We start from the raw sequence: 12,013 nt of genomic DNA on the forward strand, positions 1-12,013 counted from the left end.
TTCCAGCTTCCAGCTTTCGGCTTCCAGCCAGGAAACGACCATGCCTACTTACGAAAACATCCAGCTAGAGAAAGACGACCGCGGCGTCGCCACCCTGTGGCTGAACCGCCCGGACAAGAACAACGCCTTCAACGCCGCCACCATCGCCGAGCTGATCCGGGCGCTGGACCAGGTGGCCGACGACGCCGAAGTGCGCCTGCTGGTGCTGCGCGGCCGCGGCAGGCACTTCTGCGGCGGCGCCGACCTGGCCTGGATGCAGGAGGCGGTGAAGCTCGACTACCAGGGCAACCTCGCCGACGCCCAGCAACTGGCCGAGCTGCTGAACAACCTGCACCTGCTGAAGAAACCGACCCTGGCCGTAGTCCAGGGCGCGGCCTTCGGCGGCGGCGTGGGCCTGGTGGCCTGCTGCGACATGGCCCTGGGCAGCGAGCAGGCGCAGTTCTGCCTGTCCGAGGTGCGCATCGGGCTGATCCCGGCGACCATCGGGCCCTTCGTGACCAAGGCCATCGGCCAGCGCGCGGCCACCCGCTACGCCCTCACCGCCGAGCGCTTCGACGGCGCCCGCGCCCGCGAGCTGGGCCTGCTGGACGAGTGCTACGCCACCGAGGAGCTGGAGGAGAAGGTCGAGGCCTGGGTCGCCAACCTGCTGAACAACAGTCCGGCCGCGCTGGTGGCCTGCAAGGCGCTGTTCCAGGAGATCGGCAGCGGAGAATTGAGCCCCAACCTACGCCGCTACACCGAGGCCGCCATCGCCCGCATCCGCATCAGCCCCGAAGGCCAGGAAGGGCTGCACGCCTTCCTCGAGAAACGCAAACCGAAATGGCAGAAGAGCAGCTAGAAGCTTGAAGCCGGAAGCTTGAAGCGGGGAGTGCTCTTCAGCTTCCAGCTTATAGCTTCCGGCTTCCAGCTCTTCAACGGAGCAAAACAATGATTACAACGCTACTGGTGGCCAACCGCGGCGAGATCGCCTGCCGGGTGATGCGCACCGCCAAGGCCCTGGGCCTGACCACCGTCGCCGTGCACAGCGCCACCGACCGCCACGCCCGCCACGTCGAGGAGGCGGACATCGCCATCGACCTGGGCGGCGCCAAGCCCGCCGAGTCCTACCTGCGCGCCGACGCCGTGCTGGCCGCGGCCAAGGCCGCCGGCGCCCAGGCCATCCACCCCGGCTACGGCTTCCTCTCGGAGAACGCCGGCTTCGCCCGCGCCTGCGAAGAGGCCGGGCTGGTGTTCCTCGGCCCGCCGGCCAGCGCCATCGACGCCATGGGCAGCAAGTCCGCGGCCAAAGCGCTGATGGAAGACGCCGGCGTGCCCCTGGTGCCCGGCTACCACGGCGAGGCCCAGGACTACCCGACCTTCCAGCGCGAAGCCGCGCGCATCGGCTACCCGGTGCTGCTCAAGGCCGCCGCCGGCGGTGGCGGCAAGGGCATGAAGGTGGTGGAGCGCGAAAGCGAACTGGCCGAGGCCCTGGAATCCGCCCAGCGCGAGGCCCAGTCCGGCTTCGGCGACTCGCGCATGCTGGTGGAGAAATACCTGACCAAGCCGCGCCACGTGGAAATCCAGGTGTTCGCCGACAAGCACGGCAACTGCCTGTACCTCAACGAGCGCGACTGCTCGATCCAGCGCCGCCACCAGAAGGTGGTCGAGGAAGCCCCCGCCCCCGGCCTCTCGGTGGAACTGCGCCGCGGCATGGGCGAGGCCGCCGTGCGCGCCGCCCAGGCCATCGGCTACGTCGGCGCCGGCACCGTGGAGTTCCTCTACGACGAAGGCAGCGGCCAGTTCTTCTTCATGGAGATGAACACCCGCCTGCAGGTGGAACACCCGGTCACCGAGGCCATCACCGGCCTCGACCTGGTGGCCTGGCAGATCCGCGTGGCCCGTGGCGAGCCGCTGCCGATCACTCAGGAACAGGTGCCGCTGAACGGCCACGCCATCGAAGTGCGCCTCTACGCCGAGGACCCGGAAGGCGGCTTCCTGCCCGCCAGCGGCCACCTGGCGCTGTACCGCGAACCGCCGGCCGGCCCCGGCCGCCGGGTGGACAGCGGCATCCGCGAGGGCGACGACATCTCGCCGTTCTACGACCCCATGCTGGCCAAGCTGATCGCCTGGGGCGAGAACCGCGAGGAAGCCCGCCAGCGCCTGCTGGCGATGCTTGGCGAAACCGCAGTGGGCGGCTTCAAGACCAACCTGGCGTTCCTGCGCCGCGTGCTGGCCCACCCGGCCTTCGCCGCCGCCGAGCTGGACACCGGCTTCATCGCCCGCCACCAGGAACAACTGCTGCCGGCGCCCGGCGAACTGCCGCCGCAATTCTGGCAACTGGCCGGCGAGGCCTGGGCGCAAAGCGAAGCCGAGCGCGTGCGCAACGACGACGCCCACTCCCCGTGGAGCGCCCGCGATGGCTGGCGCAGCGGCTTGCCGGGGGAAACCGACCTGCACCTGCTGGCCAAGGGCGAAGCCCAGGTGGTGCGCCTGCGCCATGCCGATGGCGTGCGCGGCGCGACGCTCAAGGGCGAATGGCTGGAAGTGGACCTCGACGGCCTGCGCCGCCGCCACCTGGCCCTGCGCCAGGGCGACAGCCTGTACCTGGAATGGCAGGGCGAGCTGGTGCCGGTGCGCCGCTACGACGCCATCGCCGAAGCCGAGGCCGCCCACGCCCACCACGGCGGCCTGGGCGCGCCGATGAACGGCAGCATCGTGCGCATCCTGGTCCAGCCCGGGCAAAGCGTGGAAGCCGGCGCCGCCCTGGTGGTGCTGGAAGCCATGAAGATGGAACACAGCATTCGCGCGCCGCACGCCGGCGTGGTGAAATCGCTGTATTGCAGCGAAGGCGAACTGGTGGCCGAGGGTACGGCGCTGGTGGAGTTGGAAGAAGCCTGAGCCTTGCGTAGGGCGTATAACGCTCCGCGTTATACGCCGTTTGGCCTTGGCTTCCGGCGCGATGCGGATTTGGTCACGGAGCACCTGTTTCGGAGCGCTCCAGGCTCGACCGGGAAGCCGGGCATGAGATCGGTGAAGCGGCGGATAACCGCGAACGGTTATACGCCCTACGCTCCGCCCGCCGCCGCTGCGCAGGACAGTTCCCCACAGAACACAACGAGGACCCAGCATGCCCCTGCCCCAACACGTCCGCCTGGTCGAAGTCGGCCCGCGCGACGGCCTGCAGAACGAGAAACAGCCCATCAGCGTCGCCGACAAGGTGCGCCTGGTGGACGACCTGAGCGCCGCCGGCCTTTCCTACGTCGAGGTCGGCAGCTTCGTTTCGCCCAAGTGGGTGCCGCAGATGGCCGGCTCGGCCGAAGTCTTCGCCGGCATCCGGCAGAAACCCGGCGTCACCTACGCCGCCCTGGCGCCCAACCTCAAGGGCTTCGAGGCCGCGCTGGAGGCCGGGGTGAAGGAGGTGGCAGTATTCGCCGCCGCCTCCGAGGCCTTCTCGCAGAAGAACATCAACTGCTCCATCAAGGAGAGCCTGGAACGCTTCGTGCCGGTGATGGACGCCGCCCGCGAGCACGGCATCCGCGTGCGCGGCTACGTGTCCTGCGTGCTCGGCTGCCCCTACCAGGGCGAAGTGGACGTGCAGCAGGTGGCCGCCGTGGCCGCCGAGCTGGACGCCATGGGCTGCTACGAAGTGTCCCTGGGCGACACCATCGGCGTCGGCACCGCCGGCGCCACCCGCGCCATGTTCGAAACGGTCGGCGCCCGCGTGCCGCGCGAACGCCTGGCCGGGCACTTCCACGACACCTACGGCCAGGCCCTGGCGAACATCTACGCAAGCCTCTTGGAAGGCATCGCCGTGTTCGACAGCTCGGTCGCCGGCCTCGGCGGCTGCCCCTACGCCAAGGGCGCAACCGGCAACGTCGCCACCGAGGATGTGCTCTACCTGCTAAACGGCCTGGGCATCCACACCGGCATCGACCTCGACGCCCTGATCGCCGCCGGCCAGCGCATCTGTGCGGTACTCGGCAAGGAAAACGGCTCCCGCGTGGCCCGCGCCCGCCTGGCCAAGGCCTGATCCCGCGCCGCTATTGCTCGGTCATGGCGATGGGTATCGCTTCGCTCAACCCATCCTACGATGGCGTCTCTCCTGTAGCCTGGGGCGCATAACGCCCCAGGCATATCAGGATGACTCCGGACTCACCGCCCGCGCCGGGCGGCCCCCTCTCCCTCTGGGAGAGGGCTGGGGTGAGGGTTGCGGACTTCGCCGACACTCCGCTGCCAACCCTGCACTCCGCCCCCCCTCCCTAACCCTCCCCCGCAAGCGGGAGAGGGGACCGTTCGGCGTGAAGCGGAACCTGGAAGCTCCCTGAATCCATGTACGCAAACGGTCCACCGTACAGCGAGTAGCAGAAAATCCCCCATCGATTGATACGGATAATGCAACAGGGTTTATCACTGGCCGTGATAATAAGAATGCTCCCGTTCGATTAGCGACTTAGACGCCTGGAACGCAGACTCCGCCCATTACAGAAAAAAATGCCGGAGTCTTCCCCATGGAGCGTTCACCCAATTCCTTGCGTATCCCCCTCGCACTGGCCGCCGTCCTGGTGCTCAGCGCCTGCGGCAAGACCCAGGAAGCCGCGCAGAACATGCCCGCGCCCAAGGTCAGCGTCGCCGAGGTCATCGAACAGCCGGTCAACGAGTGGGACGAGTTCACCGGCCGCCTGGAGGCGCCCGAATCCGTCGAGCTGCGCCCGCGCGTCTCCGGCTACATCGACAAGGTGACCTTCCGCGAAGGCGCCCTGGTGAAGAAGGGCGACCTGCTGTTCCAGATCGACCCGCGCCCGTTCCAGGCCGAGGTCCACCGCCTGGAAGCCCAGCTAGCGCAGGCCCGCGCCAACCAGACGCGCACCGCCAACGAAGCCGCCCGCGGCGACCGCCTGCGCGCCACCAACGCCATCTCCGCCGAGCTGGCCGACGCCCGCAGCGCCGCCGCCACCGAGGCCCGCGCCCAGGTCGCGGCGACCCAGGCCGAACTGGACAACGCCCGGCTGAACCTGTCGTTCACCCAGATCACCGCGCCCATCGACGGCCGCGTCTCGCGCGCCGAAGTCACCGCCGGCAACCTGGTCAACTCCGGGCAGAGCCTGCTCACCACCCTGGTCTCCACCGACAAGGTCTACGCCTACTTCGACGCCGACGAGCGCGTCTACCTGAAGTACGTGGCCATGGCCCGCGCCGGCGGCCCGGACGCCCGCGGCAGCACCCCGGTGTACCTCGGCCTGACCGGCGAGGACGGCTTCCCGCACCTGGGCCGCCTGGACTTCCTCGACAACCAGGTCAACCCCAAGACCGGCACCATCCGCGGCCGCGCGGTGTTCGACAACAAGGACGGCCTCTACACCCCCGGCCTCTATGCGCGCATCAAGCTGGTCGGCTCCGGCACCTACGACGCCGCGCTGATCAAGGACGAAGCGGTCGGCACCGACCTTGGCAAGAAGTTCGTGCTGGTGGTCGGCGCCGACAAGAAGGTGGCCTACCGCGCCATCGAGCTGGGGCCGAAGCTGGAAGGCCTGCGCATCGTCCGCAGCGGCCTGGCCAAGGGCGACCGCATCGTGGTCAACGGCCTGCAGCGCGTGCGCCCCGGCGCCGAGGTGGATGCCCAGGGCGTGCCCATGGCCAGCCCGGACACCCTCGCCGCCCTCGCCCGCTCGCGCCAGGCGGTGGAAGACAGCGAGCCGCCGAAGGTCGCCGAGCAGTCGCCGGGCAAGCCCAGCCGCATCTGACGACGACCCGCCCCTGAGCGGGGCACATCGACAACGCAGTACCCGGCCCTGGCCCCACCCAGGGCCGCGGGTGACCTTTTGCCCAGGGTTTAGCGCCCCGCGCGCCAGGAACGAACCATGAACTTCTCGCAATTCTTCGTGCAGCGGCCGATCTTCGCCGCCGTGCTCTCGCTGATCATCCTGATCGGCGGGGCCATCTCGCTGTTCCAGTTGCCGATCAGCGAATACCCCGAAGTGGTGCCGCCCACCGTGGTGGTGCGCGCCACCTTCCCCGGCGCCAACCCCAAGGTGATCGGCGAGACCGTCGCCGCGCCCCTGGAGCAGGCCATCACCGGCGTCGAGAACATGCTCTACATGTCCTCGCAGTCCACCGCCGACGGCAAGATGACGCTGACCATCACCTTCGCCCTGGGCACCGACCTGGACAACGCCCAGGTGCAGGTGCAGAACCGCGTGACGCGCACCGAGCCGAAGCTGCCCGAGGAGGTCACCCACATCGGCATCACCGTCGACAAGGCCTCGCCCGACCTGACCATGGTCGTGCACCTGACCTCGCCGGATAACCGCTACGACATGCTCTACCTGTCCAACTACGCCATCCTCAACATCAAGGACGAGCTGGCGCGCCTGGACGGCGTGGGCGACGTGCAGCTGTTCGGCATGGGCGACTACTCGCTGCGCGTGTGGCTCGACCCGAACAAGGTGGCCTCGCGCAACCTGACCGCCACCGACGTGGTCAACGCCATCCGCGAGCAGAACCGCCAGGTCGCCGCCGGCGCCCTCGGCGCGCCGCCCGCGCCCAGCGCCACCAGCTTCCAGCTGTCGATCAACACCCAGGGCCGCCTGGTCAGCGAGGAGGAGTTCGAGAACATCATCATCCGCAGCGGCCCGGACGGCGAGATCACCCGCCTGAAGGACATCGCGCGCATCGAACTGGGCTCCAGCCAGTACGCCCTGCGCTCGCTGCTGGACAACCAGCCGGCGGTGGCCATCCCGATCTTCCAGCGCCCCGGCTCCAACGCCATCGCCATCTCCAACGAGGTGCGCGCGAAGATGGCCGAGCTGAAGAAGGAGTTCCCCCAGGGCGTGGACTACTCCATCGTCTATGACCCGACCATCTTCGTCCGTGGCTCCATCGAGGCGGTGGTGCACACCCTGTTCGAAGCGCTGATCCTGGTGGTGCTGGTGGTGGTGCTGTTCCTGCAGACCTGGCGCGCCTCGATCATCCCGCTGGCCGCCGTGCCGGTGTCGCTGATCGGCACCTTTGCGGTGATGCACGCCTTCGGCTTCTCGCTCAACGCGCTGTCGCTGTTCGGCCTGGTGCTGGCCATCGGCATCGTGGTGGACGACGCCATCGTGGTGGTGGAGAACGTCGAACGAAACATCGGCCTCGGGCTGACACCGATCGAGGCGACCAAGCGCGCCATGAAGGAAGTGACCGGACCGATCATCGCCACCGCCCTGGTGCTGTGCGCCGTGTTCGTGCCGACCGCGTTCATCTCCGGCCTCACCGGGCAGTTCTACCGGCAGTTCGCGCTGACCATCGCGATTTCCACCGTGATCTCCGCGTTCAACTCGCTGACCCTGTCGCCGGCCCTGGCCGCCGTGCTGCTCAAGGGCCACCACGAGTCGAAGGACCGCTTCTCGCTGGTGCTCGACAAGCTGCTGGGCAGCTGGCTGTTCCGCCCCTTCAACCGCTTCTTCGACCGCGCCAGCCATGGCTACGTCGGCACCGTGACCCGCGTGCTGCGCGGCAGCTCGATCGCCCTGGTGATCTACGCCGGGCTGATCGGCCTGACCTACCTGGGCTTCTCCAGCACCCCGACCGGCTTCGTGCCGCAACAGGACAAGCAGTACCTGGTGGCCTTCGCCCAGCTGCCCGACGCAGCGACCCTCGACCGCACCGAGGCGGTGATCAAGCGCATGTCGGAAATCGCCGGCAAGCACCCGGGCATCGAGCACACCGTGTCCTTCCCGGGCCTGTCGATCAACGGCTTCACCAACAGCCCGAACAGCGGCATCGTCTTCACCCCGCTGAAGGACTTCGACCAGCGCAAGGGCCCGGGCATGTCCGCCGGCGAGATCGCCGCCGAGCTGAACAAGCAGTTCGCCGACATCCAGGACGCCTACATCGCCATCTTCCCGCCGCCGCCGGTACAGGGGCTGGGGACCATCGGCGGCTTCCGGGTGCAGGTCGAGGACCGTGGCAGCCTGGGCTACGAGGAGCTCTACAACCAGACCCAGAACATCCTCAACAAGGCCCGCGCGCTGCCCGAGCTGAACCCCATGTCGGTGTTCACCAGCTACCAGGTGAACGTGCCGCAGGTGGACGCCGCCATCGACCGCGAGAAGGCCAAGACCCACGGCGTGGCCATCAGCGACATCTTCGACACCCTGCAGGTGTACCTGGGTTCGCTGTACGCCAACGACTTCAACCGCTTCGGCCGCACCTACCAGGTCAACGTCCAGGCCGACCAACGCTTCCGCCTGGACCCGGAACAGATCGGCCAGTTGAAGGTGCGCAACAACCTCGGTGAAATGGTCCCCCTGGCCACCTTCATCAAGATCAGCGACACCTCCGGCCCCGACCGGGTGATGCACTACAACGGCTTCATCACCGCCGAGATCAACGGCGCCGCGGCGCCCGGCTACAGCTCCGGCCAGGCCGAGGCGGCGATGGAGAAACTGCTCAAGCAGGAACTGCCCAACGGCATGACCTACGAGTGGACCGACCTGACCTACCAGCAGATCCTCGCCGGCAACACCGCGGCCTTCGTCTTCCCGCTGTGCGTGCTCCTGGCCTTCCTGGTGCTCGCCGCGCTGTACGAGAGCTGGGGCCTGCCGCTGGCGGTGATCCTGATCGTGCCGATGACCCTGCTGTCGGCCATTGGCGGCGTGATCGTCGCCGGCGGCGACAACAACATCTTCACCCAGATCGGCCTGATCGTACTGGTGGGCCTGGCGTGCAAGAACGCCATCCTCATCGTCGAGTTCGCCAAGGACAAACAGGAAGAAGGCATGGACCGCGTCGCCGCCGTACTGGAAGCCTGCCGCCTGCGCCTGCGGCCGATCCTGATGACCTCCATCGCCTTCATCATGGGTGTGGTGCCGCTGGTGCTGTCCACCGGCGCCGGCGCCGAGATGCGCCACGCGATGGGCGTCGCGGTGTTCTCCGGGATGCTCGGGGTGACCTTCTTCGGCCTGCTGCTGACACCGGTGTTCTACGTCCTGATCCGTCGCTTCATGGAAGCCCGCGAAGCGAAGAAACACGCACGCCTGACCCACGAGGCTAGCCACGCATGAAACTGCAACTCTTCGCCCCCGCGCTGCTGGCCCTGAGCCTCAGCGCCTGCATGGTCGGCCCCGACTACAAGCGCCCGGACACCGCGCCGGCCGCCCTGGAAACCGGCACGGCGTCCCTCGACCGCAGCCGTTACGAAGACGCCTGGTGGAAACAGTTCGACGACCCGGTGCTGACCCAGCTGGTCGACCAGGCGCTGAAGGAAAACCGTGAGCTGCGCGTGGCCTACGACCGCGTGCTGGCCTCGCGGGCGATCCGCGACGACGTCTCCAACGACCGCTTCCCCACCGTGACCAGCCGCGCCTCCTCGCAGGTCGGCAAGGGCCAGGTGCCGGGGCAGACCGAGGACCGCGTCAACCAGGAGCGCTACGACCTGGGCCTGGACATGATCTGGGAGGTCGACCTGTTCGGCCGCGTGCGCCGCGAACTGGAATCGGCCGACGCCCAGAGCCAGGCCGCCCAGGCCGACCTGCAGCAGTTGCAGGTCAGCCTGATCGCCGAGCTGGCCGACGCCTATGGCCAGCTGAGAGGTGCGCAGCTGCGCGAAGGCATCGCCCGCGACAACCTGAAGAACCAGAGCGAATCCCGCGACCTGACCGTGCAGCTGCGCGACAACGGCGTGGGCAACGAGCTCGACGTGCAGCGCGCCGAAGCCCGCCTGGCCGCCACCGAAGCCACCCTGCCGCAACTGCAGGCCGAGGAGGTGCGCCAGCGCAACCGCATCGCCACCCTCCTCGGCCAGCGCCCGGACCAGCTCAGCGTGGACCTCTCGCCCAAGCAGCTGCCGGCCATCGCCAAGGCCCTGCCGATCGGCGACCCGGGCGACCTGCTGCGCCGCCGCGCCGACGTCAGCGCCGCCGAACGCCGGCTGGCCGCGGCCACGGCGGATGTCGGCGTGGCCACCGCCGACCTGTTCCCGCGGGTGAGCCTCGGCGGCTTCCTCGGCTACACCGCCGGGCGCGGCTCGCAGATAGGCTCAGGCGCCGCCCGCGCCTGGGGCGTGGCGCCGACCATCAGCTGGGCCGCCTTCGACCTGGGCAGCGTGCGCGCCCGCCTGCGCGCCTCCAAGGCCGACGCCGACGCCGCGCTCGCCAGCTACGAGCAGCAGGTGCTGCTGGCCCTGGAAGAGTCCTCCAACGCCTTCAGCGACTACGGCAAGCGCCAGCAGCGCATGCTGGTGCTGGTGCGCCAGTCCGAGGCCAGCCGCAAGGCCGCCGAACTGGCCGGCGTGCAATACCGCGAAGGCACCCTGGACTTCCTAAACCTGCTGGACGCCGAGCGCGAACAACTGGCCGCCGAAGACGCCCAGGCCCTGGCCGAAGTCGACGTCTACCGCGGCATAGTCGCCATCTACAAGGCCCTGGGCGGCGGCTGGCAACCCCGGGCCTGACAGGTTCCTCCCTGGCCACTCTCCGGCCACTTGGCCCCGCGACTCACGCTGCTGATCGCGGGGCTTTTTTATGCCCGCTGCGCCGAAGCGCTTTTCGTAGGATGGGTTGAGCTTGCGAAACCCATCGGACCATGGCGATGGGTATCGCTTCGCTCAACCCATCCTACGAGAGCATGTCACCTGCACCTGTAGGAGCGAGCTTGCTCGCGAACGGCGCTCCCGGTTGTGCCGGGACATCGGGCTGACTCCGCCCCTTGAGCCCCTCCCACACCCACCGGCAAGATAGTCCCCCGCCCGCCGCCCCCGGAGCTCCCCCATGACCGACACCCGCCAGCTGTTCAGCCAGCAGGCCGACGCCTACCGCGCCGGTCGCCCGACCTACGACCCGGCGTTCTTCGCCTGGCTGGCGCAGGTGGCGCCCTCCACCGCCCTGGCCTGGGATTGCGGCTGCGGCTCGGGCCAGGCCAGCCTCGACCTGGCCCGGCACTTCCAGCAAGTGGTGGCCACCGACATCAACGCCAAGCAACTGGAACAGGCCCCCCGCGAGGGCAACATCGACTACCGCTGCGAACCGGCGGAAAGCACCTCGCTGCAGCCGGCCAGCGTCGACCTCACCCTGGTGGCCCAGGCCCTGCACTGGTTCGACGTCGAGCGCTTCTATGCCGAGGTGCGCCGCGTGTCGCGCCCCGGCGCGCTGCTGGCGGTGGTCTCCTACAACCTGCTGAACATCGACGAGCGCCTGGACGCGCTGATCCGCCACCTCTACCACGACCTGGTCGGCCCCTACTGGGCGCCGGAACGCAAGCATGTGGAGACCGGCTACGAAACCATCCCCTTCCCCTTCCCCTTCGAGCGCGTGGAGACGCCACCCTTCGCTCTGGAGGCGCAGTGGAGTTTCCAGCGCCTGGTCGACTACCTGTACAGCTGGTCGGCGGTGGCCAGCTACCGCCAGGCCACCGGCCAGGACCCGGTCGAGGCGCTGCGCGGGGAGTTGCAGGCGGCCTGGAGCGAGGTGGAAACGCGCCAGGTGAGCTGGCCGCTGACCATCAGGCTGGGCAGGGTATAAGGCGCAGGCTTCCCGTAGGAGCGAGCCAGCCGGGCCATGGTTTCCGCCGTGCGAAGAGCAGGCGGGTTCGCGTTTCGCCCGCGGCATCTCGATGCCGTGCTGCTTCACCCAGCGGTACAGCGTCGCCCGCGAGATGCCCAGGGCCTGGGCCGCGGGGCCCGGCTGCCAGCGGTGGCGCACCAGGGCGTCGAGCAGGGCCTGGCGCTCGGGGCTGGCCAATGCCCTCAAGCCGCAGTTGGTACAGCTGTTCTCCGACGCCGCGCTGGTGAACCGGCAGATGCTGGAAGACATGCTCAAGTACAAGCGCCTGGAAGGCGTGGACACGGCGCTGGTGATCCGGGGCGAGGCCGATGCCATCATCCCGGCCAGCCACGCCCAGGGCCTGAGCGCCGAAGTCCACGTGCTGCCGGAACAGGCGCACATGCTTCAGATGGAGGCGGCGGAAGCGGTGAATACATTGCTGTTGGATTTCCTCGAGCGTCACTGAACAGGAGCCTCTGACATTGGGCCGCGGATGGCTGCCCGGCCCTGGCGCC

At 68.6% G+C, this 12,013-nt stretch carries 7 protein-coding genes and 2 pseudogenes; 8 read left to right on the top strand and 1 reads right to left on the bottom strand.

Annotated features, from left to right (window positions below; all coding sequences use genetic code 11):
* Positions 1 to 40: 40 nt before the first annotated feature.
* The 7 genes from FG99_RS18840 (at position 41) to FG99_RS18870 (ending at position 11,477) form a co-directional block, all read left to right on the top strand.
* Complete coding sequence (locus tag FG99_RS18840) at positions 41 to 838, top strand: gamma-carboxygeranoyl-CoA hydratase (protein WP_043271819.1); 798 nt, start codon at positions 41 to 43, stop codon at positions 836 to 838.
* A gap of 89 nt (positions 839 to 927) precedes the next feature.
* Entirely contained in the window at positions 928 to 2,877 is a 1,950-nt protein-coding gene (locus tag FG99_RS18845; protein WP_043271820.1) for an acetyl/propionyl/methylcrotonyl-CoA carboxylase subunit alpha, read from the top strand.
* 229 nt (positions 2,878 to 3,106) lie between these two features.
* Positions 3,107 to 4,009, top strand: a complete 903-nt coding sequence (locus tag FG99_RS18850) for a hydroxymethylglutaryl-CoA lyase (protein ID WP_043271821.1) — start codon at positions 3,107 to 3,109, stop codon at positions 4,007 to 4,009.
* Between the two features lie 478 nt (positions 4,010 to 4,487).
* Positions 4,488 to 5,720 carry a multidrug efflux RND transporter periplasmic adaptor subunit MexE gene (gene mexE, locus FG99_RS18855; RefSeq protein ID WP_043271822.1) on the top strand — a complete coding sequence of 411 codons (1,233 nt, stop codon included), beginning with the start codon at positions 4,488 to 4,490 and terminating at the stop codon, positions 5,718 to 5,720.
* Positions 5,721 to 5,837: 117 nt separating this feature from the next.
* Entirely contained in the window at positions 5,838 to 9,023 is a 3,186-nt protein-coding gene (locus FG99_RS18860) for an efflux RND transporter permease subunit (RefSeq protein WP_043271823.1), read from the top strand.
* Complete coding sequence (locus FG99_RS18865; RefSeq protein WP_051879053.1) at positions 9,020 to 10,411, top strand: efflux transporter outer membrane subunit; 1,392 nt, start codon at positions 9,020 to 9,022, stop codon at positions 10,409 to 10,411. Before FG99_RS18860 ends, FG99_RS18865 begins: the two co-directional genes overlap by 4 nt.
* Positions 10,412 to 10,727: 316 nt before the next feature.
* Entirely contained in the window at positions 10,728 to 11,477 is a 750-nt protein-coding gene (locus FG99_RS18870; protein WP_043271824.1) for a class I SAM-dependent methyltransferase, read from the top strand.
* Between the two features lie 81 nt (positions 11,478 to 11,558).
* Here FG99_RS18870 and FG99_RS31460 read toward each other — a convergent pair.
* Positions 11,559 to 11,687 (bottom strand): annotated as a pseudogene (locus FG99_RS31460) (helix-turn-helix domain-containing protein); the annotation flags it as partial.
* Between the two features lie 7 nt (positions 11,688 to 11,694).
* Between FG99_RS31460 and FG99_RS18875 the strand changes: the two are divergent.
* Positions 11,695 to 11,964 (top strand): annotated as a pseudogene (locus FG99_RS18875) (acetoin dehydrogenase dihydrolipoyllysine-residue acetyltransferase subunit); the annotation flags it as partial.
* Positions 11,965 to 12,013 lie beyond the last annotated feature (49 nt).

The sequence above is a fragment of the Pseudomonas sp. AAC genome (assembly GCF_000725445.1).
GTDB lineage: Bacteria > Pseudomonadota > Gammaproteobacteria > Pseudomonadales > Pseudomonadaceae > Pseudomonas > Pseudomonas citronellolis.